The sequence below is a fragment of the Klebsiella sp. WP4-W18-ESBL-05 genome (assembly GCF_014169075.1).
Lineage (GTDB): Bacteria > Pseudomonadota > Gammaproteobacteria > Enterobacterales > Enterobacteriaceae > Kluyvera > Kluyvera ascorbata_B.
Genome location: NZ_AP022057.1, coordinates 3464310 through 3487905, shown reverse-complemented (window position 1 = coordinate 3487905; position 23596 = coordinate 3464310). Strand labels below are relative to the sequence as shown.

Below are 23596 nucleotides of genomic sequence, written 5' to 3'. Positions count from 1 at the left end.
GACACTCCGCTAAGATCTCACCCATCTCTTCTTATGCAATTTGCAGCCCGCTAAAGGTCATCAGGAATAGGGTGATTTATCACACGTTTTTGTGCTGTGAGCAGTCTGGCACAGCGCAATGGTCGCCGCCAGCGCGAAGACAACCAGCGCCAGCACGGTGGAAACGTGAAGGCTGCCGCGAATCCCAATCGTCTGGTTCAGCCAGGCGTAGGCAAAGGGCGAGATGGCGGCCAGCAGTTGGGCAGGAATCAGCAGGACACCGGTGCGTCGGGCATAATCTTCGGCGGCGAAAAGCTGAAGTGGCAGCGTGGCCTTAAACACCGTGGTCAGGCCGTTGATCGCCCCATAGCCAAAGATAAACCCCCCCGCGGCCCAGGCAATATGCGTGCTGCTGATACCGAGGGCAAAGCACAGCGGGATAAATAGCGTGGTGAGCAGCGTCAGTTTGATTGGCGTAAGCGCCGACCCTGAGGCGACTTCCAGAAAGCGTGCGCCGGTCTGCCCGATTCCCCACAGTATGCCCACGGTGATGGGAAGACCGTGGCTCGCAATAAACTCCGGCAGATGGGTTGAGGTGCCGTTGGAAATAAAGGTCACCAGCGCAATCAATACGGCATACAGCAGGCCCATTCGCCGGTCCTGAGAAGAAATTGATGCGGATTGTCGCGCGGGAGTCTTCGGTAGCGTTTGGTTTGGCATTCGCCACAGCAGCAGGGCGCTGATGAGCCCCAGCAGGCTATAAACCAGCAGCGCATGGCGCCAGTCGGTCAGAATTAACAGTGCGCTGCCCAGCGGCCAGAACAGCGCCGAGGCCAGCCCGCCCGCGAGCGTTACGCGAGAGATGGTTGGCCTGGCCCGATGGCCGTAAAGATTCACCAGTGCGGCGAACAGGCCGTCATAGAGCGCCAGACGCATCCCGATGCCGGTAATAAACCAGGTGCAATACCAGCCGGCCAGACTATGCACGACAGACATCGCCAGGCAGCCCACGGCAATCAGCAGCGTACCGCCCATCACCACGCGCTGGCCGCCGAAAGAGGCCAGCAGGCGGGCAACCCACGGCGAGAATAGCGCCATCGTGAGCATCGCCAGCGTGAGCCCGCCGTAGATATGCGTGGGCGGCCAGCCGGTGTCCTGAGCAATAGCCCGGGCAAAGGTACCCGGCATATAAAATGAGATCCCCCAGTTGATCAGCTGATTGACGCCGGCGGCGAGGGTAACGGAGAACGGTGCGGCAGGTGTTTTCATTATCTTCTCGTGAGTGATGCAGTTGCTGGCAGCATAACGCGCGCGCTATTGTGCAGGCAGAGCCCTTTGTTTATGACCCTGATAAGAGAAACTTTGCATGACGACGCTGAATCTGGGAAATCTGGCTACCTTCCGTCTGGTGGTGCAGCGCGGTAGCTTTTCCGCCGCTGCCGACCTGCTGGGGCTTTCGCAGCCCGCGGTGAGTTTACAGGTGCGCCAGCTTGAACAGTTTTTACAGGCCAGGCTGATTGAGCGAACCGGGCGCGGCATCAAGCCGACGGCGGCGGGGATGGCGCTGTTAAAACACGGCGAACGGATTGAACACGCGGTGAACGAGGCGCTTCTGTCGGTCAATGAATGCAGCGACAGCGTAAATGGCGAGGTTTCATTGGGCACCGGTGCCACCGCGTGTATTCATCTGCTGCCACCGTTGTTGCAGCAGCTGCGCGCTCGCTATCCGCAGCTGACGGTGAGAGTGACTACCGGTAATACGCCGGATATCGTGCGCGCAATTGACGAAAACCGGCTTGATATCGGGCTGGTGACGCTTCCCGCTGGTGGCCGGAGTCTGGAGGTGATGCCTGCGCAGCGTGAGGAATTCGTGCTGATTATGGCCGCCTCCTCGCAGGCGCCGCTGGCAGAGGCGACGCCCGAGGTGCTGCGGGCGCTGCCGTTGATTGCCTTTGAAGCGGGCAGCGGAACGCGTGATTTGATTGACGGCTGGTTCCGGCTTGCGGGCGTCGAGGTGCGGCCTGTAATGCAGCTTGGCAGCATTGAAGCCATTAAGCGAATGGTGGTGGCGGGTCTCGGCTACAGCATTATTCCACGTATGGCGGTCGATAAGCCTCGCGATCGCGAAGGTCTGTACGTGTGCTCACTTGCACCGTTGTTGCACCGGCAGCTGGCTATCGTGATGCGTCAGGATAAGCTTCTCAGCAAGGGGATTGTCGAGGTAATGCGTTTATTGCAAAGCGAGACGTAATATCCGCAGAGCGGAATGATTTTCTTTTACGGCAACTTTCCGGCTACCTAAAATAACTTTTTTCACCGATTCGGCTTCTCTTTGGATACGGGTTTAAACATAATGAAAAGCAGGGTGATAGTCTCTTTATAAAAAAGTCACGCAAGAAAATATATTCTGAATATAGATAAATGATGGATGTATTTAATTATTTATATTCACGTAGGATATTAATTATGTCGGATTTATGGACTTGACATTTTTTGCTGATTTATCAAATGTGTAAAAGTAAAGTACCCTTAACAGAAAAAAACATTCTGGGGCGAACGATGATGCACACAACGAGATAAGCAGCGAAACAGCGTAGGGCGAAGGACTGTGCAGATCCCTTAGCGGATGGTTAAATGCGATGGCTTAGCCATCCGCTAAGGAATCTTACGGGCGGTTAACGATCGTCGTTCTGGGCCGCAGGCGTCGGCTGCGAAAGGCTGCTCTGCTGGGATTCTTTTTTGTCCTGGTGGTGATGCCACGCACCGATGGAAGAGTAGACGAAGCGTCCGAAGAAGAAGATAAAACTGATAAGCAGCACGATCCGGGTCATTCGACTGTTAAATCGGTGTCGTTTTCGTAGGCTGGTAACCTGGCTCACAAAGGGGTCCTTTAGTCATACCCATAGACGGGCGATGGTTACATTAAGGCACAGAGTAGCGCAGGGGTCAATTGCGGAATATGTAAAAAACCGTCAGGCAAAACATTAATTAATGTTATATAAGATATTATACGTATTCACAAAAACAAATTAAGAATCTGATTAGCGCCAAGAAAGCGTGATTTAATGTTTCCATGTACGCGGTTTCTTGATTCACATCAAGCTGCATTCGCTATCGACAACTAGAATCTTCGCCGTACCCGCGAATTATCTCAATTCGTGGATTTTTTAAGCCAGGTTGGATGCCTGTCTGAAAATACCCAGCTGGATTTGGGGTATCTATAGAGCATCTATGAATTTCTGTAAAATATATAAGCAATATCGCGATTGTTGGTGGTGTCTGCCGCTGATTTTGCCGCTGGTGATATTGCCAATAATTAAATTTGCTAATACGTATACTTATGTTGGTGGCGGAAAAACCTACCTTTATTATCTGCCGTTGCCATTTCTGTTGTGCATGATGCTGTTTTTTGGCTGGCGCGCGCTGCCGGGTATCATCGCTGGCGTGGGGCTGTATTTAACGCGCGACCTGCACATTGTCGAAGAGATTGGCCTGACGCTGCAGTTTCTGATTCCCACGCTGATTGCTTGGGGCGGTTACCATTATTTCCACAGCGGGCGGAAGATGGTGTCGCACGGCGACATGCAGCTAATGGCACACCGGCTGTTCTGGCAGATGTTTGTCCCCTCGACGCTGTTTATGTTCCTGATACAGTTCACATTGTATATCGGCGTCTATCCGAGCCTTAGCGATGCTCAGTGGACCTCACCGCTTACGCAGCGTAACCTGATCAACTACCAGGCGCTGCTGGTGGGCTATTTGACCGGCGTGCCGCTCTGCTATTTGCTGATTAGGCTTATTCGTAACCCTTATTATCTTCGGAGCTTTATTTCTCAGGTTCGCCGCGATTTCGACCCTAAAGTCACGTGGCCGGAAATGGCGGTATGGTGCGGCGCGGTTGTGTGGATTTTTTCCATGCTGATGATACCGCTGGACAACGCCAGCACCATTTTCAGCACAAACTACACGCTCTCGTTGCTGCTGCCGATCATGCTCTGGGGCTCCATGCGTTTTGGCTACCGTTTTATTTCGGTGGTCTGGACCATTATGCTGATTGTGGCCATTCACTATCACTACCACTATGTGCCGCGCAGCGCGGGCTACAGCGTTCAGCTGGCGATCACCTCGTCCAGCTTCCTGGTGTTCTCGTTTATTATTGCCTACATGGCGATGCTCTCAAGCCGCCAGCGCGCGATTCACGAGCGGGTACGACGGATGGCCTTTATCGACCCGGTGGTTAATCTGCCCAATATGCGGGCCCTGAGCCGGGCGATTAGTCACACGCCGTGGTCGGTGCTCTGTTTCCTGCGTATGCCGGATCTCGAGATGCTAACGCGGCATTACGGCATTATGCTGCGCATCAACTACAAACAAAACCTGGCGGAGTACCTGAGCGAAGTGCTGCGCCCGGGCGAAGGGGTGTACCAGCTGAACGGCAGTGAGCTGGCGGTGCTTCTGCATACGGAGTCTTACAAAGAGCGTATTGACGATCTCTATGCGCACCTCAAGCTGTTCCGCTACAGCTGGAACGGGATGCCGTTACAGCCGCAGATCGGCGTCAGCTACTGCTACATTCAATCGCCGGTGGCGCATCTTTCGTTGATGCTGGGAGAACTGAATACGGTGGCTGAACTGTCGCTGGTGACCGATCGTGCGGAAAACCTTCAGCGTCGCGGAGCGCAGCATCTGCAGCAGGAGCTAAAAGATAAAATCGCGATGATGGTCCGCGTCCAGCAAGCGCTGGAGAACGATCGCTTTCGCCTGATGGCGCAGCCGATTGTCGGCATCCGCGGCGATGACTATCACGAAGTGCTGCTGCGTATGCTGGGGGACGATGACGAACTGATTTCGCCGACGCTGTTCCTGCCGGTGGCGCATGAGTTTGGTATGGTGTCGCGTATCGATCTGTGGGTGCTGGAGAATACGCTGCGCTTTATGGCCAGCCACCGCGAAAGTCACCCGGGGATGCGTCTGGCACTGAATCTTGCGCCCTCCACGGCGAGCGGGCTGGGGTTTGCCCGACGGGTTGCCGAACTGTTGGAACAGCACGGTATTGAGGCGTGGCAGCTGGTGTTTGAGATCACCGAAAGCCATTCGTTGGTCAACGTTGAGCAGGCGCGGCGCACGCTGAGCGAACTGCGGGAGCTGGGCTGTCGGGTGGCGATCGATGACTTTGGTACGGGCTATGCCAGCTACGCGCGGCTTAAGCACATCAGCGCCGATATTCTCAAAATTGACGGCAGCTTTATTCGCAATATTGCGACCAGCAGTCTGGACTACCAGATTGTGTCGTCAATTTGCCATCTGGCGCGGATGAAGAAAATGCGCGTAGTCGCTGAGTTCGTGGAAAACGACGCTATTCATCAGGCGGCGATTGCGCTGGGCATTGATTATCTGCAGGGGTACAGCATTGGCAAGCCAGCTCCCCTGGAGGAGCTGGCGGCAGTGAAGACAAGCGAAAACGTGGAATCAAGCCGCGACAGTTTCGTCGGGTGCTCGCTCCTCGGTGATTTTTAACAGCCAGCCGGTAACGCTTTCCCAGTATTCCTGCTCTTTTTCCAGATCGAGCAGGACCAGCGCGTTGTGGGTAAACCAGTCATACGGGAAGCACAGCGTCCAGTGGTTCGCTTCGGTTGTCAGCTTCAGCGTTGGCGGCGTCGTTGTCGCCTGACGCTGGTTGTTTAGCAGCACGCCCAGGCGCAGCAGCTGGATCATCGGCAAGAACTGTTTCTTCTTAAACAGCGTAAAGCGCGGCAGCTCGTCGAGCTTAATCGCTTTGCGGTGGAAGCGCACCAGCGTCGCCATCAGGTACTGCTGTTCCTGATTAAAACCGGGTAAGTCACTGTTTTGCAGAATATAGGCCGAATGGCGGTGCATGCCGCTGTGGTTAATATTCAGCCCCACTTCATGCAGCATGGAAGCCCACTTCAGTAGCGCATTGAGCTGCGGATTGCCCAGCTTGGGGTTCTGTTCCAGCCACTGGTCGTACATTTGCATGGTGGTTTCCAGCACCCGCTGGGCCTGCTCGCGATCGATGTTGTATTGGTTCGCCAGGCTTTGGGCGGTGCGGCTACGCACGTCCTGGTGGCGAAAGCGGCCTTCCATTTCGTACAGCACGCCTTCGCGCAGCGCACCGTCGGATAAACGCAGCTCTTTTATCGCCAGCGCGTCGAAGACGCCGCAGAGAATCGCCAGGCCCGGCACGAAGACGCCTTTACGCTCTTCGGACAGCCCAGGCAGGCTCAGGCTGCTGAAGTTTTTGAACTTCAGCACCTCTTCGACCAGCCTTTCCAGGCGCTCCGGGGTGATAAACCCGTCTTTTTCGCCCATCTCAACCAGCACTTCATGCGCGGCCTTAATGGTGCCGGAGGCGCCCATCGCGACGCTCCAGCCTTGAATGCGGTATTGCCATGCCAGGGTTTCCAGCTTCTGCACCGCCGCCAGGCGTGCGCGCTGGAAGTTTTCGCGGTTAATGGTGCCGGCAAGGAAGAACTGTTGGCCGAAGCTGACGCAGCCCATGCGGCGGCTTTCTACCAGCTTAGGCTCGAAATCTTCGCCAATGACCAGTTCGGTTGACCCGCCGCCGATATCAATCACCAGCTTACGGCCTTTTTCCGGCTGTGTGTGCTCGACGCCCATGAAAATCAGACGCGCTTCTTCGTTCCCGGAAATAATCTCGATGGGATACGGGATAACTTTTTCCGCCCGCTTGAGGAACTCGGTGGCGTTAGCGGCCTGACGTAACGAGTGCGTGCCCACGATACACACGCTGGACGGGGAGAAGCCCTGCAGGCGCTCGGCGAACAGCGACAGGCAGCTCAGCCCGCGTTCCATGGCCTCTTCGCTCAGCATGTTGTTTTCATTCAGACCGTCGGCCAGATGGACGCGCTGCTTCAGACGGCCGATGATCTGCATCGCGCCGTCGACCACGCGCGCGATGACCATGTGAAAACTGTTTGAACCAAGATCAACCGCCGCAAACTCCTGCGGCCGGGGTGCTTTGCTTGTTATTGGCATAGGTTAGTCAGGTTGTTCAAGTGATTTGAGGTAATCGTAAATCGCCTGCTGCGCGCGGACCTTGCGTCGGTTGCCGCGCGGAACATAGCGATTACTCAGTTCTTTATCGATAAAGCGGGCCTTTACCGTGTCGCTAAACAGAATATCAATAATATCGAGGATCCGTTGCTTCAGACGCGGGTCGAGCAGCGGCGTCGCCACTTCGATACGGTAGTCGATGTTACGGGTCATCCAGTCAGCGGAAGAGAGATAAACGCGTTTATCGCCGCCGTTCTCAAAAATATAGACGCGATCGTGCTCAAGGAAGCGATCGACAATGCTGATAACGCGAATATTTTCGCTGATCCCTTCCAGTTCGGGAATTAACGAGCACATCCCGCGGATCAGCAGGTTCACCTGGACGCCGGTGCTGGAGGCGGCATACAGGCGATCGACCAGCCCTTTATCTACCAGGTTGTTAAGCTTAAGGGTGATCCCGGCCGCCATGCCGTTCTGGGCGTTGGCAATTTCGCGATCGATCATCTCGTACAGCAGACGACGCGAGTTCTGCGGCGACACCAGCAGATAGTCGAAGTTGACCGGGCGATACGGGTTCTCGATAAAGTTAAACACCCGGCGGACTTCGTTGGTGATGCGCGCGTCGGCGGTCAACAGCGAGTAGTCGGTATAAATACGCGCAGTTTTTTCGTTAAAGTTACCGGTGCCGATGTGGGCGTAGCGCACCACGTCGTCACCTTCTTTACGTGATACAAGGAACAGTTTGGCGTGAATTTTCAGCCCCGGCGCGGAGAAAATAACGTGCACGCCCGCTTCGGTGAGGCGTTTCGCCCAGTGGATGTTGGCTTCTTCGTCGAAGCGAGCCTGTAGCTCAACCACTACCGTGACTTTCTTACCGTTGTGCGCGGCGTGGATCATGGCATCAATAATGCGCGAGTCTTTGGCCACGCGGTAGATGTTGATTTTAATCGCCAGTACGTTGGGGTCGAACGAGGCCTGACGCAGCAGCTCCAGTACGTGCTCGAACGTGTGGTACGGATAGTACAGCAGCACGTCGCGCTCGCGGATAGCGTCAAAGCCGTTGCGGAATTTATCGAACCAGACGTGACGCAGGCGCGGCAGCGGCTTGTTGACGAGGTTAGCTTTGCCTACGTTCGGGAAGCCGATAAAATCTTTAAAGTTATGATAGCGGCCGCCCGGCACGATGGAATCGTAGCGGGAGATCGTCAGCTTTTTACGCAGCATTTCGACCATGGCGTCCGGCATATCACGCTGATAAACAAAGCGCACCGGCTCGGCGGTCAGACGCTGCTTGAGGCTCGAGGACATGAGCTCCATCAGGCTCGACTCCATCTCGTGCACCAGGTCGTACTCGGCGTCACGGGTCATTTTCATGGAGTAGGCGTTGAGGGCATCGTAGTCGAAGAAGCCCTTAAAGATATCGTCCAGGCAGTAGCGCAGAATGTTATCCAGCAGGATCATCGGCTTACGGCGGCGTGGGGTTTCCGGCGGCAGATTAACAAAGCGCGGAACTTTGTCCGACGGAATTTCCAGCAGCGCGTAGTTGATTTCGTCGCCGCGAATGATTTCGACCGCCAGGTAGGTGTAGTCATCTTTAAGGAACTGCACCAGGTCGGTTTCGCGGTTCAGCAGAATGGGCGTGATGTGCTGGCGCAGGTGCTGTTTGAAGTAATGACGCAGCCAGCTCTGTTGGTTGACGGACAGCTGGCGTTCGTTAATCAGGAAGATTTGGTTGCGCGCCATTTCCAGCAGCAGCTCGTTGTACAGACCGTCGAACTCCTGATCGGCCTTCAGCACCCGGGCCTGGATTTTGCTCAGCAGATGGCGGGAATGCGTGGTCGTACCCTGTTCTTCGCTAATGATGATGCGGCGCTTCAGCTCGGCAAAGCGAACCTTATAGAATTCGTCGAGGTTGTTGGAGTAGATCCCCAGAAAACGCATGCGCTCAATCAGCGGGTTACTTTTATCTGCCGCTTCCTGAAGGACGCGCTCGTTGAAGGACAACCAGCTCAGTTCTTTTTCGATGTACAGTTTTTCCTGACCCATTACTACTCACACTCCGGTTAATTCACGGGACGCGGCAAAGTCGTCTTGCTGTTTATATTGCTAGCTTTGCCGGGCGATGTCCAACTGTGTCATCTCAGTATGACAGTTATCCTATTTCACCTAACAAAATATTCATATCTGTTTTGATATGTAAGCATTTTTATCCCGTTCCGCATACTGACTCCGCGGGAGAAGGACATAAAAAAGAGGGCCATAAAGGCCCTCTTTGGTCATCCATGTCGGCTGGATAAGACGTTTACGCCACCATCCGGCAATGTGCTCGCGGCTTGCCTGATGGCGCTCTGCTTATCAGGCCTATCGTGACGGAATTTATTCCGCTGCATAACCGGCTGGCGGCAGCTTTACATTGTCGAGCCAGGCGTGATTGTCCTGCATTTTCAGGCGGCCATCGAGGAACCAGCCGACCACCATCGGGTAGATGGCGTGTTCCTGAACCTGTACGCGTGAGGTGATTTCCGCTTCGTCGTCGCCGTCGAAAACCGGCACTTTGGCCTGCAAAATAACCGGCCCACCGTCAAGCTCTTCGGTGACGAAGTGTACCGAGGTGCCGTGCTCCGCATCGCCGTTTTCCAGCGCCTGACGATGAGTATTCAGGCCCGGGTATTTCGGCAGCAGGGAAGGGTGAATGTTAAGCAGCCGTCCCTGATAGTGCTGAACGAAGTCGGCGCTCAGGATACGCATGTAGCCTGCCAGCACCACCACGTCGGGCGCGTAGGCGTCAATTTCGTGCATCAGCTCACGGTCAAAGGCTTCGCGGCTGGCAAACTGACTGGCGGCCAGCGCGTGCTGCGGGATCCCCGCTTCACGTGCCCGCTCAAGGCCAAATGCGTCGGCCTTGTTGCTGAACACCGCCCGAATGGTGCCATGAATCCTTTTCTGCTCACAGGCATCAATGATGGCCTGTAAGTTGCTGCCGTTGCCGGAAATCAGCACCACGATATTTTTCATTTACTCGATGACCACACGCTGTTCGGAATCTGTGGCTTTGATATAGCCGATTTTCCACGCGTTTTCACCTTTTTCGTTCATCAGCGCGATGGCTTTGTCCGCCTGATCGGCAGCCAGAGCGATGACCATGCCAACGCCGCAGTTAAAGGTGCGGTACATCTCATGACGACTGACGTTACCGGCATCCTGCAGCCAGTTGAACACCGCTGGCCATTGCCAGGAGGATTCGTCAATCACGGCCTGCGTGTTGTCCGGCAGAACGCGTGGAATGTTCTCCCAGAAGCCGCCGCCGGTCAGGTGAGCAATCGCGTGGACGTCAACGCTGGCAATCAGTTCGAGAACGGACTTCACGTAAATACGGGTCGGGGCCAGCAGATGGTCGGCCAGCGTTTTGCCTTCAAGCTGGGTGTCGTCCGGGTTGCAGCCGCTCACTTCAATAATCTTGCGCACCAGCGAATAGCCGTTAGAGTGCGGGCCGCTGGAGCCCAGCGCAATCAGCACGTCGCCGTCGGCCACTTTGCTACCGTCGATAATTTCGGATTTTTCGACTACGCCGACGCAGAAACCGGCCACATCGTAATCTTCGCCGTGGTACATGCCCGGCATCTCGGCGGTTTCACCGCCCACCAGCGCACAGCCTGACTGCAGGCAGCCCTCGGCGATGCCGTTGATGACGCTCGCCGCGGTATCAACGTCCAGTTTACCGGTCGCGTAGTAGTCGAGGAAGAACAGCGGCTCAGCGCCTTGAACGACCAGGTCGTTCACGCACATGGCGACCAGGTCGATGCCGATGGTGTCATGACGCTTCAGATCCATCGCTAAACGTAACTTCGTGCCAACGCCGTCAGTGCCGGAAACCAGCACCGGTTCACGATATTTTTGCGGCAGCGCGCACAGGGCGCCAAAACCGCCTAGCCCACCCATCACTTCCGGGCGGCGCGTTTTCTTCACCACCCCTTTGATACGGTCAACCAGAGCGTTTCCTGCGTCAATATCAACACCGGCATCTTTATAGCTGAGAGAGGTTTTGTCGGTCACTGCAAGTCTCCACGCAATTGCGATAGCAAGAAAAATCGGCGCAATTCTATCAGTCCAGGCAAACGTTTGCGAGCCTATTCTGCACCCAATTTTTTGTGCCTCGGTTTTACCGACTTTGGCAGATAAAATCGGTCAAATATGATACTGCTCACGAAAATGAAACCGGGTACAGCCTTGTCCTTGCATCCGCCACGCGGAATCCACATCATGTGACTGAAACCGGTTTCTGTTTTTGTGGCGTCCGTGGGGGAAACCGAAGCAAAATGGCCAGAAGGGACTGAATGGAATGAACATTGCTGCTTTTGATATTGGGGGTACGGCGTTAAAAATGGGGGTGGTCACCGCCAGCGGTGAACTGCTAAAAAAAGGCAAACAGCCAATCAGCAACAGCGACGGTGAACAGATCCTCGCGGCAATGGAAGGCTGGATTGCCGCTCACCCCGAGTGTGAAGGCATCGCCATCAGCGCGCCGGGCTACGTTAACCCCCATACCGGCTATATCGAAATGGGCGGCGCTATTCGTCGCTTCGATCGCTTTGCCATCAAAGACTGGCTGGAGGAACGCTCCGGGCTGCCCGTGGCCATTGAGAACGACGCGAACTGCGTGCTGCTGGCTGAACGCTGGAAGGGAAAAGGGGCCGAGCTTTCCGATTTCCTGGTGATGACCATCGGTACCGGCATCGGCGGGGCCATTTTCTGTAACAACCAACTGGTGCACGGCGCGCGCTTTCGTGCCGGTGAATTTGGCTATATGCAAACGTCGCGTCCCGGCGCTCGCGATGTTCGCCGCTACTCGATGAATGAAAACTGCACCCTGCGCGTGCTTCGTCATCGCTATGCGCAGCACCTTGGCCTGGCGCTGGAGGCGGTGACCGGCGAAGACATTTTTGACCGCTTCGACGCCGGTGACGCCGTGTGTCAGCGCCTGGTCGCCGAGTTTTTCAACGATCTCGGAACGGGGCTCTATAACCTGGTCAATCTGTTTGACCCACAGACGATTCTTATCGGCGGCGGCATTGTGGAGCGCCCGGGTTTTCTGGCGCTGATGCGCGAGCACCTGGCCTGGTTTGGCATTGCCGACAACATCGATACCGTCAGCCACGGCAACGACGCCGGGCTGATAGGCGCGGTTTACCATTTCAATCAGCAGCATTCGCAGCGACAACTTACTGATTAACGAGGGAAAGATATGTCTGGATTTAAAGCTGGGTTTCTCTGGGGCGGCGCGGTAGCGGCACATCAACTCGAAGGCGGCTGGAAAGAGGGCGGTAAGGGCATCAGCGTCGCGGATGTGATGATCGCCGGCGCGCACGGCGTGCCACGCGAAATTACCGACGGCGTACTGCCGGGAAAAAACTACCCGAATCACGACGCTATCGATTTCTACCATCGCTATAAAGAGGATCTGCAGCTGTTTGCCGAAATGGGCTACAAATGCTTCCGTACTTCCATTGCCTGGACGCGTATTTTCCCCAACGGCGACGAGCTGACGCCGAACGAAGCCGGCCTGCAATTTTACGACGATCTGTTCGATGAGTGCCTGAAGCTCGGCATCGAGCCGGTTATCACCTTGTCGCACTTCGAGATGCCGTATCACCTCGTGACCGAATACGGTGGCTGGCGCAACCGTAAGCTGATTGAATTCTTCGTTCGCTTTGCCAAAGTGGTCTTTACCCGTTACCAGCACAAAGTGAAGTACTGGATGACGTTCAACGAAATTAATAACCAGGCAAACTTCCACGAAGATTTCGCGCCGTTCACTAACTCCGGGCTGAAATACCAACCGGGCGAGGACCGCGAGCCGGTGATGTATCAGGCGGCGCACTACGAGCTGGTAGCGAGTGCGCTAGCGGTAAAAGCAGCGCGCGAAATTAACCCGGCGTTGCATATTGGCTGCATGATCGCGATGTGCCCGATTTACCCGCTGACCTGCGCGCCGAACGATATGATGATGGCAATGAACGCCATGCACCGTCGCTACTGGTTCACCGACGTCCACGTGCGCGGTAAATATCCGCAACATCTGCTGAACTACTTCGAGCGCCGCGGCTTTACGCTGGATATCACTGAGGAAGACCGCCAGGCGCTGACGCAGGGCTGCGTCGACTACATCGGCTTTAGCTACTATATGTCGTTTGCCACCAAGGCGACCGCAGACAACCCACAGCTCGACTATGACGAAACGACCAGCCTGGTCTCTAACCCGTACGTGCAGAAGTCCGACTGGGGCTGGCAGATTGATCCGGTAGGCCTGCGCTACTCGCTGAACTGGTTCTACGACCACTATCAGCTGCCGCTGTTTATCGTTGAAAACGGTTTTGGCGCGATTGACGTGCTGGAGAGCGACGGCACCGTAAACGACCAGTACCGTATCGACTATCTCTCTGCACACATTGCCGAAATGAAAAAAGCGGTGGTAGAGGACGGCGTGGATCTGATGGGCTACACCCCGTGGGGCTGTATTGACCTGGTGTCCGCCGGCACGGGCGAAATGAAAAAGCGCTACGGCTTTATCTACGTGGATAAAGATAACGAAGGCAACGGCACGCTGGCGCGCAGCCGCAAAAAATCTTTTGCCTGGTACCAACGGGTCATTGCGACCAACGGTGGTGAGCTTTAACTCACTGAATTAAAAATATAAAACCCCGCTTGTCGGGGTTTATTTTTATTGTGTCTTATACTGAGTGGGGCCCCATTCGCCGCTTTGCTTGATCCTGGTCAATCATCACAGGTATGGCGCAATCGAAAAAAAGCGGTATAATCCCGCGATTTTTTTTGTGGTTGCCCTATTCAAAGGAGAAAGAGAATGAAGATTGTGGAAGTGAAACACCCACTCGTCAAACACAAGCTGGGCCTGATGCGTGAGAACGACATTAGTACCAAACGCTTCCGTGAACTCGCCTCCGAAGTCGGCAGCCTGCTGACTTATGAAGCCACCGCCGATCTGGAAACGGAAAAGGTCACTATCGAAGGCTGGAACGGCCCGGTAGAAATCGACCAGATTAAGGGTAAGAAAATTACCGTTGTGCCAATCCTGCGCGCAGGCCTGGGCATGATGGACGGTGTACTGGAAAACGTTCCGAGCGCGCGTATCAGCGTAGTCGGTATCTACCGTAATGAAGAAACGCTTGAGCCAGTACCGTATTTCCAGAAGCTGGTGTCCAACATTGATGAGCGTATGGCGCTGATCGTTGACCCGATGCTGGCGACCGGCGGCTCTGTTATCGCGACCATCGATCTGCTGAAAAATGCGGGTTGCACCAGCATTAAGGTGCTGGTACTGGTTGCCGCGCCGGAAGGTATCGCGGCGCTGGAAAAAGCGCATCCGGACATCGAGCTGTATACCGCGTCGATCGACCAGGGGCTGAACGAGCACGGATACATTATTCCGGGCCTCGGCGATGCCGGCGATAAGATTTTTGGTACGAAGTAAACGAAAAAATAAAAAGAGCCGACTTTGATAGTCGGCTTTTTTTTGAATAAAAAAACCTGACTAATAACACAGAGGAAAACACAATGACGCGCCGTGCAATTGGGGTAAGTGAAAGACCACCGCTTTTACAGACCATCCCGCTTAGCTTGCAGCATTTATTCGCCATGTTTGGCGCAACCGTGCTGGTGCCTGTTCTGTTCCACATTAACCCGGCGACGGTACTGCTGTTCAACGGTATCGGGACGCTGCTGTATCTCTTTATCTGTAAAGGTAAAATTCCGGCTTACCTCGGCTCGAGCTTTGCCTTTATTTCGCCGGTTCTGCTGCTGCTGCCGTTAGGTTACGAAGTCGCGCTGGGCGGCTTTATTATGTGCGGCGTGCTGTTCTGCCTGGTTTCTTTCATCGTGAAGAAAGCGGGTACCGGCTGGCTGGACGTGATGTTCCCGCCGGCGGCGATGGGCGCAATCGTTGCCGTCATCGGTCTGGAGCTGGCGGGCGTAGCGGCGAATATGGCGGGCCTGCTGCCGCCGGACGGCCAGTCTGCGGACACTAAAACCATCATTATTTCGATGGTTACGCTGGGCGTGACCGTCTTCGGCTCTGTGCTGTTCCGTGGTTTCCTGGCGATCATCCCGATTCTGATCGGCGTGCTGGTGGGCTATGCGCTCTCCTTCGTGATGGGCGTGGTTGATACGACGCCTATCGCCCAGGCACACTGGTTCGCGCTGCCGACCTTCTACACCCCGCGCTTTGAGTGGTTTGCCATTTTCACCATTCTGCCCGCGGCGCTGGTGGTGATTGCCGAGCACGTTGGTCACCTGGTGGTGACGGCGAACATCGTTAAAAAAGATCTGATTCGTGACCCGGGTCTGCATCGCTCGATGTTTGCTAACGGCCTGTCGACGGTGATTTCCGGCTTCTTCGGCTCTACCCCGAACACCACCTACGGTGAGAACATCGGCGTGATGGCGATTACCCGCGTGTACAGCACCTGGGTTATCGGCGGTGCGGCGATTATTGCCATTCTGCTGTCCTGCGTCGGTAAGCTGGCGGCGGCTATCCAGATTATCCCGCTGCCGGTTATGGGCGGCGTATCTCTGCTGCTGTACGGGGTGATTGGCGCGTCCGGTATCCGCGTGCTGATCGAATCAAAAGTCGATTACAGCAAAGCGCAGAACCTGATCCTGACCTCCGTTATTCTGATCATTGGCGTCAGCGGCGCGAAGGTACACATCGGTGCTGCCGAGCTGAAAGGGATGGCGCTGGCGACCATCGTCGGCATCTGTCTGAGTCTGATTTTTAAACTTATCAGCGTGCTGCGCCCGGAAGAAGTGGTGCTGGACGCAGCGGACAGCGACGAAGCGAAGTCGTGATCCGACGACCGGGCGGGATCGCCGCCCGGTTCTCTCATCGGTTATTTCTGTGGTAAACTCTTCCCGTTTTTTCGTAAGCCCATGTTGAGGTCTCCTCTGAACGCACCGGCACAGCTCTCTTTGCCACTTTATCTTCCCGATGACGAAACCTTTGCCAGTTTCTTCCCGGGCGATAACCCTTCTTTACTTGCCGCACTGCAAAACGTGCTGCGGCAGGAGCATAGCGGATACATCTATATCTGGGCGCGCGAAGGCGCCGGGCGTAGCCATTTGCTGCATGCGGCCTGCGCCGAACTTTCACAGCGTGGCGATGCGGTAGGATACGTTCCGCTGGACAAGCGCACCTGGTTTGTTCCGGAAGTGCTGGAAGGGATGGAGCAGCTTTCGCTGGTTTGCATCGATAATATCGAGTGCGTGGCGGGGGACGAACCGTGGGAAATGGCGATCTTTAACCTCTACAACCGCATTCTGGAATCGGGTAATACGCGTCTGCTGATCACCGGCGATCGCCCGCCGCGTCAGCTCAATCTTGGCCTGCCGGATCTGGCGTCCCGCCTTGACTGGGGGCAAATTTACAAGCTCCAGCCGCTCTCCGACGAAGACAAATTACAGGCGCTACAGCTGCGCGCGCGCCTGCGCGGTTTTGAGATGCCGGACGACGTGTGCCGCTTTATGCTCAAACGGTTGGACAGAGAAATGCGTACGCTCTTCCAGACCCTGGATCAGCTCGATCACGCGTCCATTACCGCCCAACGTAAGCTAACCATCCCGTTTGTGAAAGAGATTCTGAAACTCTAAAGAACGAATTGTTTCCTCGCCCTGCGTAGGCCTGATAAGCGTAGCGCCATCTGGCGGATCCGAGCAGATTGCCGGATGGCGGCTTTGCCTTATCCGGCCTACCTGAAGACGATTTTCGTTACGCTTCCATCGCCAAATCATTGAGCAAATGCTGCATCAGCAGGGGGATCGGTCTGCCGGACGCGACGCTTTTTCCGCCTTCGCGCCACAGCGCCGTCCCGCTGACGTCGAGATGCGCCCACGGAATATCCGCCGGGCAGAAGTGGTGCAGCAGCCAGGCGGCGGAGGCGCTGATGGCCGCATTGTTGGTTGGCGTGTTGCACAGATCGGCAATCGCGCTCTCCGTTTGTTTTTTCAGCCTTGCGTCCAGCGGCAGCGGCCAGACTTCATCGCCGCTCTGTTCCCCGGCAACGGTCAGCGCAGCGCGCAGCGCAGCGTCCTGCGTCATTAACCCGCTCAGCTCATAGCCCAGCGCCTTGACGACTGCGCCAGTCAGCGTAGCTAAATCAATGATATAGCGTGTTTTTGCATGGCGCTGGCTAGCCCAGGCAATCGCATCGGAGAGTACCAGACGGCCCTCGGCGTCGGTGTTGTTGATTTCCACCGTCATGCCGTTACAGGCGCGAGCCACGCTGCCCGGCTGCATCGCGTCGGGGCCGATGGCGTTTTCCGCCAGCGCCAGCACGCCCATGACCCGAACCGGTAGCGCCAGCTCGGCGATGCTCAGCATCAGCCCGAGGACGTTAGCCGCGCCGCACATGTCGTACTTCATGGTATACATGCCCGCGCCTTCTTTCAGCCACAGTCCGCCGGTGTCAAAGGTGACGCCTTTACCCACGTAGCTGCGTACCGGACCATGGCCTGCGCCTTCGTAGTGGATAGCCAACAGGCGAGGCGGGCGGCTTGCGCCCTTACCAACCGCGTGCAGCAGGCCAAGGCCCTGTTCAACGATTGCCTGATCATCAAGCACCTCGCAGCGCAGGGCCGGGAAAGCGGCGCACAGGCGTTCGGCTTCTTCGACCACATACTGCGGCGTGCACTGTTCGGCGGGGATATCCGCAAGACGGCGGGCGGCAATCATACCGTTGGCGATCGCCTGTTGCTGTTGGAACAGCGGCGTAAGTCGGCCCACTTCGCTCTCAGGACAGTAAGCGTCGACGTGGCTCAGACGCACATCGCGTTGTGTGGCGCTCTTCAGCCCAAGGTCCGTTAAGCGGTGCTGTTGGTTAAACAAAAAGCGCAGCGTTTTCACCAGCACCGTATCGTCAATCTGCGAGCAGTCCAGCAGCACTTCGCGGCATACCGGCGCGGCAAACAGCGGCCGCAGGTAACCGAGTAGCGTATCGGTCAGGCTATCGCGCCAGGCGCTATGTGGTACGAGCGTAATGCGGGAAAATGGCCCGCAGGCGAAGCAGGTATCCGCCAGTGTGCCCTGTGCGGCGCGCGCTGCCATTTCAGTTATCAGCGGGTTGTCGCGCAGCGCACCCTGCTGGAGCAAAGGGCTTTCGGGATAGGTAATGAGATGGTGCTGTTCCAGTTTATCGGGCAGCGCCGTTACTAAACGGTAGTCAATCATCGCTTACTCCTCGATGGGGGCGCGGATACGGTCGGCATAGGCCTGCATCCAGGCGTCGTCCACCGGCTGATAATGGGTTTTCTCTTTGACGCGCTCGGCGCGGAACACGGTCAGCGGCTGGCTTGCGGTGGCCACGACAAAAGAGAAGGTTTTTATATTGGTGGCCGCACCGAACTCACCCTTACGGTTCATACAGACCACGGACAGGTCGCCTGCGCGGCCAAAGCGCGACATCAGCTTATCTTCCAGTTCGTACACCACCGAGTCCGCCGCCTGCTGCGGGGTCATGCCCTGTTCCATCCGGCGAACGATTTCGTAGCTGGTGCAGCCTTTCATCAGGTCTTCCCCCACGCCGGTAGCGGTCGCTGCGCCGATTTGGCTGTCGCAGTAGAAGCCGGAACCGATGATCGGGGAATCGCCGACGCGTCCGCGTTTTTTCATAAACAGCCCGCTGGTCGAGGTGGCGACGCTCATCGAGCCCCGCTGGTCGAGCGCGATAACGCCGACGGTATCATGGCCGTCGTACGGGCTCAGCCCCTTATCCAGCGTCTCTCGGCAGCGCTTGCGATAGTGCTGCATTGCGCGCTCGGTCAGCATTTTTTTCTCGGCAAAGCCCTGGCTCAGCGCCCATTCGCGCGCGCCCTGGCCGACCAGCAGCGAGTTATAGCGCTGGCGACCCAGCGCCTGCGCCACTTTTACCGGGTTGGCGATATCGACCAGGTTGCCCACCGCGCCAAAGGCCAGCGTGTCGCCGTCCATCCAGGCCGCGTCCAGCTCCACCTCGCCGTTTTCGGTCGGCAGACCGCCGTAGCCAACGGATTTATACAACGGAAAATCTTCCACCGCGACGACGGCATCGACGACCGACGCCGTTGCCGCGCTGCCGCCGGCCAGCGCCGACGCGGATTCACTTACCCCTTCCAGCGCCATACGCCAGGTTGCAATAATTCCCCACATATTCTTACTCCTGTTTTGCTAGCGTGCTGGATTCCTCAACGGCACTGATTTCCGCATTGCGGTACTGCTTATCGACGATGCGCATGAACGGCAGGTACAGCATTGCGCCAATCAGCAGGTTAATAATTTGCATCACGCTGCCGGAAATATGCCCGGTAACGATAAATCCGCTGATGACCGGCGGCAGCGTCCACGGAATAAAGACCCCGGTGGTGACCGCAACGGCACCGATTTTCATGGCCATATACTGAATGGTCACCAGCACCAGCGGTACGAGGTTGAACGGAATCAGCATGATGGGGTTCATAATGACCGGCAGACCAAACAGCACCGGCTCGTTAATGTTGAAAACAGAGGCCCCCGCGCCCAGGCGTGCGACTTCGCGCATGTTTTTGCTGCGGGCAAAAATGAGCATGGCAATGACCAGCGACAGCGTGGCCCCTGCGCCACCCATCCAGATCATGTCAAAGAACTGCTCGGTAATAATGTGCGGCGGCGTTACGCCGGCCTGGATGGCGGCGATATTATCGGTCTGGTTTTCCATCCACAGCGGACGAATGATGCCGTTCACCATCGAACCGGAGTTGATCCCCACCGACCACAGGATAGTGATGCTGAATACCGTCATCAGTGCGCCGAAGTAGGAGGTGCCGAAATGGCGAACCGGCGTCGCGACCACTTCATAGATGAACTGGTGAATGGTGTTGTAGTGGGTGTTTTCAAAACCGATGCGGATAGCCAGCACCAGAATCATGACCAGCAGCGCCGGGATTAACGCGGCGAATGATTCCTGTACCGCTGGCGGCACGCCTTCCGGCATCTTGATGACCAGCTTTTTACGCTTCAGCCAGCAGAACAGTTCGGTCCACAGCAACGAGCCAATCATGGCGACGAACAGGCCTTTAGTACCAATCCATTCTACCGGCATCACGGTGATGCCGCCGTTCTCTGCGACCTTAATAAACGGCGTCAGGATGAGGAAGCAGACCAGTGCCAGGATTCCGCTGGAAATTTTGTCATCACCGTAGTGTTCCGCCAGGCGGTAGGCGACCAGGAAGCTGATAAACAGCGACATTGTCGAGAAGACGGCATTAAACGGAATTTCGACGATCGCGCTCCAGTTAGCGCCAAACATGCTGGACATAAACTGCTGGTAACCCTGATTCGGGAACGACGAGATAACCAGCAGGATGGAGCCGACGATAATGAACGGCATAAAGGAGACGTAAGCGCCACGGATGGCGCCAAGGTGACGTTGCTGCGACGTTTTGGCAGCAATCGGCATTAATTTTTCTTCTAAAAATCCCAGAACATTGTTCATTGTGAACTCCGTATAAGATTAACGGACATTGTGTGTGTTATGTAATAGAAACGGCGGGAGGGATTATCGGAGAAAGCCTGGTGTAGAAAGGTGAAACGGGTCACAATGCGCCGACTTAATTCATATAAATCTCATATGATTGGTTATTTGTTTTTCAGAGGGCGTCATGGAAATTAAGCTGCATGCCAACGCAACGACTACGCCGAGGATCAGAAAATACCTTCAGGATTCAACGAAAAGTGACCGTGAACTGGCGCTTGAACTCGGTATTTCCGTTACTACGGTGCGCCGCTGGCGAAACCGTGAGCAAACGGCCGATCGCAGTACGGCACCTTCTGTAGTACACAAAGTAATGAGACAAGAACAGATTATATTGATTAACGTTCTGCGGCAGATTTTGCAGGCGCCGCTGGATGACCTGCTGTTTATCGTGGTGGAGGGGCTGGGCATTCCGCTGTCGCGTGCGACGCTGAGCCGCTATCTGACGCCTTCATATCCCAAAAATAGCGCCGAGCGGCTTAGCGGAAAGAAGGCTATCAAGGCGGGCGTCAGGCCGCAGATGCTGACGCTGCACTATCGTTTTCTGTCGCTGCATATGGATGACGACGGCGATCATCACGTGCTGTGGGCGCAGGAGCCGGTTAGCGGGTGGTGCGCGGCGCGCATCTATTCAGGGATGTCCGCGCCGCTGGGGACGCACTGGCTTGATGACGTGCTGTCGGCGTTTCCGGGTGATATACAATCTGTTGAGATTAAAAGCGACGAATGGCTGAATGAGGCGCATGTTGTCGCGTTGCGCCAGCATCTGGCCGCGCGGGGTATTGCCTGTAGTATGACGATGGCGGGGGAAAAACGTCAGGCAGTGGCGGTAACCGTGCCGTTAGCGGAAATCATTCCGGCCGTACGGGCCGTTACGCCGGATGCGCTGGTTGTGCGGCTGTGTGAACTGTTTAACGCGGGCAAGCCGCAGAAAAAACTCGGTAATATGACGCCGCAGGCGTTTCTCGACGCGCTGCGGCATGAGGGGGGTTAGCTCACGATTTCCAGTACCTGCTCGGGTGGGCGCCCAATGCGCGCCTGCCCGTTGCTGACGACGATCGGGCGTTCAATCAGCTTCGGGTTGTCGACCATCGCCTGAATTAGCTCCGCTTCGCTCAGGTGGCTGTCGGCCAGATTCAGCGACTTGTACAGATCTTCTTTCTGACGCATCAGATCGCGGGCGCTGGCGAAACCGAGCAGGGCAATCAGCTCACGTAGCGTGGCGGCGTCCGGCGGTGTCTCCAGGTAGAGCACCACGTTAGGGTCAATGCCGTTGGCCTTCAGCAGGCTCAGGGTGTCGCGGCTCTTTGAGCAGCGCGGGTTATGATAAAGGGTGACTGAATCCGTCATCGTCTCTCCAGTTACATTTTCTGATAAGGGCGGAAACGCTCTTGCAGCTGGCGCAGCTGGTCGATACGCGCGTCGTAGCGTGCCTGCTGCAGGCTGCGTAATTTCACCTGCGCGCTGGCGGCGCTGAGCAGGGAAATGGCCTGGTCGAGTCGACCCACCAGCGCCATGTTTTCAGCACGCGCGGCCAGCTCCTGATCGCGGTTGCCCAGCTTGGCCTCCGCCTGGGCCAGCAGATCCCAGCCGTTGGTATCGTCTTTGTTATTAAAGGTGTAGCGGTTGAGGATCGTCGCCGCCTCTGCGGCCTGGCCACCTTCCAGAAGGGCGTTAGCCAGGTTGAGCTGCAGTACCGGGTTGGTGCGCAGCTCGCGAGCGTTCTTCAGCCGGTTGATGGCTTCACTCGTTTTGTTCTGGCCGAGATCGATATCGGTCGCCAGATCGAGGAACCAGGCGTTTTGCGGATCGGCGCTCAGCAGCGGTTGCAGCAGCTTGCTGGCCTCAGCGTAGTTTTTGGCTTCCATGGCCAGCAGCGCTCGCCCGTACTGGGCGGCGTGTTGCTCGCGGATGTTGCCCTTTGACCAGTTATCGAGCAGGTCGGTGCCCAACTGGTTTTGCCCGTTGTTATACATGCCGAGCGTACGCGCTTTGGCAAAGTAGAAATCGGCGGAAGACTGAACCACCACCGGGCGCATTTGGTTGGCGCGGTTGCGCGCGTCCGATAAGCGGCTTTCCGGCAGCGGGTGAGTTAACAGCATTTCCGGCGGGCGCGAAGAGTAGCGCGACTGATCGAGCAGCTTTTCCATAAAGGCAGGCATGGCCTGCGGGTCGAAGCCGGCGCGCTGGAGAACCTGAATACCAATACGATCGGCCTCTTCTTCATTCTGGCGGGTAAAGCTGATCATCCCCTGCTGGGTGCCCGCTAAAGTCCCGCTCAGCGCTGCCATCCCGGCCTGTGGGCTGGCCATCGCCAGCAGAATGGAACCCAGCGCGCCGACCCACGTTAGCGGGGCGTTACGTTTCTGGTCTTCCATTGCGCGCGCCAGGTGGCGTTGGGTCACGTGGGAGATTTCGTGCGCCATAACCGATGCCAACTGACTTTCGGTGTCAGAATAGCGGAACAGCGCGGAGTGCAGCACTACGTTACCGCCGAAGAAGGCGAAGGCGTTGATATCGTCATTGTTAATCAGATAAAAATGAAACGGCGTACGTACGGAGAAGGCGTGCGAAACCAGACGCATGCCCAATGAATTAATGTACTGAACCAGCAGCGGGTCGTTGATGAGCGGCGCGCTACCGCGCAGTTGTCGAACATAGTAATCCCCCATTTGCATCTCCTGACCAATGGAGAGCGTGCTTCCTGCGGATGTACCCATATCCGGTAGATTATCGGTTGTATCGGCAAATGCCGGCGCAACCTGACCGAAAGTGAGTGTCGCAATAAGGGATGCCAACAGCGTTTTTTTCAACTGCCTGAACATAACCTCTGTCCTGTAATGTGGGATGTGCCTGTTTTGACCAGCAGGATAATCTGACGTTCAATTACCGTCTGCTTTTGGAGTGTATCTATCTGCTCACGGCTTGAAAACGATAATCGCGAGAATGCGGAGATAAAAATAAAAAGCGAAGTCTTTTTTGTGACACTTAGATACAATTCATCTTCTATATGAAAGCGATAGGCTTCAGGG

General features: G+C 56.1%; 19 protein-coding genes. 8 read left to right on the top strand and 11 right to left on the bottom strand.

Annotation, left to right across the window (positions count from 1 at the left end; genetic code table 11):
• Positions 1-60: 60 nt before the first annotated feature.
• Entirely contained in the window at positions 61-1248 is a 1188-nt protein-coding gene (locus H7R58_RS16680; RefSeq protein WP_182930197.1) for an MFS transporter, read from the bottom strand.
• Positions 1249-1345: 97 nt separating this feature from the next.
• Here H7R58_RS16680 and H7R58_RS16675 point away from each other — a divergent pair, with 97 nt between their 5' ends.
• Positions 1346-2230: a LysR family transcriptional regulator gene (locus tag H7R58_RS16675; RefSeq protein ID WP_106924125.1), complete on the top strand. Its 885-nt coding sequence runs from the start codon at positions 1346-1348 to the stop codon at positions 2228-2230.
• Between the two features lie 424 nt (positions 2231-2654).
• On the opposite strand, the gene H7R58_RS16670 is transcribed toward H7R58_RS16675, so the two are convergent.
• A complete protein-coding gene (locus H7R58_RS16670) occupies positions 2655-2858 on the bottom strand; it encodes a YfgG family protein (RefSeq protein ID WP_106924126.1) in 204 nt (67 codons plus the stop codon).
• Between the two features lie 352 nt (positions 2859-3210).
• Between H7R58_RS16670 and H7R58_RS16665 the strand changes: the two genes are divergently transcribed.
• A complete protein-coding gene (locus tag H7R58_RS16665) occupies positions 3211-5496 on the top strand; it encodes a sensor domain-containing phosphodiesterase (RefSeq protein WP_182930198.1) in 2286 nt (761 codons plus the stop codon).
• Here the strand turns inward: H7R58_RS16665 and ppx are convergent.
• The 4 genes from ppx to purM all read right to left on the bottom strand — a co-directional run bounded on the left by ppx (position 5449) and on the right by purM (position 11067).
• A complete protein-coding gene (gene ppx / locus H7R58_RS16660) occupies positions 5449-6996 on the bottom strand; it encodes an exopolyphosphatase (RefSeq protein ID WP_106924128.1) in 1548 nt (515 codons plus the stop codon). The genes H7R58_RS16665 and ppx overlap by 48 nt on opposite strands.
• 3 nt (positions 6997-6999) lie before the next feature.
• The gene (gene ppk1 / locus H7R58_RS16655) at positions 7000-9060 is read right to left on the bottom strand and encodes a polyphosphate kinase 1 (protein WP_106924129.1); all 2061 of its coding nucleotides are present in this window, start codon (positions 9058-9060) and stop codon (positions 7000-7002) included.
• Positions 9061-9390: 330 nt separating this feature from the next.
• Positions 9391-10029 carry a phosphoribosylglycinamide formyltransferase gene (gene purN, locus H7R58_RS16650; RefSeq protein ID WP_182930199.1) on the bottom strand — a complete coding sequence of 213 codons (639 nt, stop codon included), beginning with the start codon at positions 10027-10029 and terminating at the stop codon, positions 9391-9393.
• Positions 10030-11067 carry a phosphoribosylformylglycinamidine cyclo-ligase gene (purM, locus tag H7R58_RS16645; protein WP_106924131.1) on the bottom strand — a complete coding sequence of 346 codons (1038 nt, stop codon included), beginning with the start codon at positions 11065-11067 and terminating at the stop codon, positions 10030-10032. It abuts the gene before it with no gap.
• A gap of 286 nt (positions 11068-11353) precedes the next feature.
• Here purM and bglK point away from each other — a divergent pair, with 286 nt between their 5' ends.
• The 5 genes from bglK to H7R58_RS16620 all read left to right on the top strand — a co-directional run bounded on the left by bglK (position 11354) and on the right by H7R58_RS16620 (position 16671).
• Positions 11354-12244 (top strand): beta-glucoside kinase BglK, encoded by an 891-nt coding sequence (bglK, locus tag H7R58_RS16640; RefSeq protein WP_106924133.1) that lies wholly within the window; start codon positions 11354-11356, stop codon positions 12242-12244.
• A 12-nt stretch (positions 12245-12256) separates the two neighbouring features.
• Entirely contained in the window at positions 12257-13687 is a 1431-nt protein-coding gene (locus H7R58_RS16635; RefSeq protein ID WP_182934434.1) for a 6-phospho-beta-glucosidase, read from the top strand.
• Positions 13688-13873: 186 nt separating this feature from the next.
• Positions 13874-14500, top strand: coding sequence for a uracil phosphoribosyltransferase (upp, locus tag H7R58_RS16630; protein ID WP_106924135.1), 627 nt, complete (start codon positions 13874-13876; stop codon positions 14498-14500).
• Between the two features lie 83 nt (positions 14501-14583).
• Positions 14584-15873: a uracil permease gene (gene uraA, locus H7R58_RS16625; protein WP_106924136.1), complete on the top strand. Its 1290-nt coding sequence runs from the start codon at positions 14584-14586 to the stop codon at positions 15871-15873.
• Between the two features lie 96 nt (positions 15874-15969).
• Positions 15970-16671 (top strand): DnaA inactivator Hda, encoded by a 702-nt coding sequence (locus H7R58_RS16620; protein WP_074398749.1) that lies wholly within the window; start codon positions 15970-15972, stop codon positions 16669-16671.
• A 118-nt stretch (positions 16672-16789) separates the two neighbouring features.
• On the opposite strand, the gene H7R58_RS16615 is transcribed toward H7R58_RS16620, so the two are convergent.
• Genes H7R58_RS16615 through H7R58_RS16605 form a run of 3 tightly spaced genes read right to left on the bottom strand, consistent with a single transcriptional unit; the run spans position 16790 to position 20525 of the window.
• On the bottom strand, positions 16790-18247 hold the full coding sequence (locus tag H7R58_RS16615; protein WP_106924138.1) for a leucyl aminopeptidase family protein: 1458 nt from the start codon (positions 18245-18247) through the stop codon (positions 16790-16792).
• Positions 18248-18250: 3 nt separating this feature from the next.
• On the bottom strand, positions 18251-19204 hold the full coding sequence (locus H7R58_RS16610; protein ID WP_106924139.1) for a N(4)-(beta-N-acetylglucosaminyl)-L-asparaginase: 954 nt from the start codon (positions 19202-19204) through the stop codon (positions 18251-18253).
• A gap of 4 nt (positions 19205-19208) precedes the next feature.
• Positions 19209-20525: a PTS sugar transporter subunit IIC gene (locus H7R58_RS16605; protein ID WP_106924140.1), complete on the bottom strand. Its 1317-nt coding sequence runs from the start codon at positions 20523-20525 to the stop codon at positions 19209-19211.
• 166 nt (positions 20526-20691) lie between these two features.
• On the opposite strand from H7R58_RS16605, the gene H7R58_RS16600 reads away from it, so the two are divergent.
• The gene (locus tag H7R58_RS16600) at positions 20692-21558 is read left to right on the top strand and encodes an XRE family transcriptional regulator (RefSeq protein WP_182930201.1); all 867 of its coding nucleotides are present in this window, start codon (positions 20692-20694) and stop codon (positions 21556-21558) included.
• Here H7R58_RS16600 and arsC read toward each other — a convergent pair.
• Together arsC and bepA are read right to left on the bottom strand one after the other, a co-directional pair.
• On the bottom strand, positions 21555-21914 hold the full coding sequence (arsC, locus tag H7R58_RS16595) for an arsenate reductase (glutaredoxin) (protein ID WP_106924142.1): 360 nt from the start codon (positions 21912-21914) through the stop codon (positions 21555-21557). The genes H7R58_RS16600 and arsC overlap by 4 nt on opposite strands.
• Positions 21915-21925: 11 nt before the next feature.
• Positions 21926-23389 carry a beta-barrel assembly-enhancing protease gene (bepA, locus tag H7R58_RS16590; RefSeq protein ID WP_182930202.1) on the bottom strand — a complete coding sequence of 488 codons (1464 nt, stop codon included), beginning with the start codon at positions 23387-23389 and terminating at the stop codon, positions 21926-21928.
• Positions 23390-23596 lie beyond the last annotated feature (207 nt).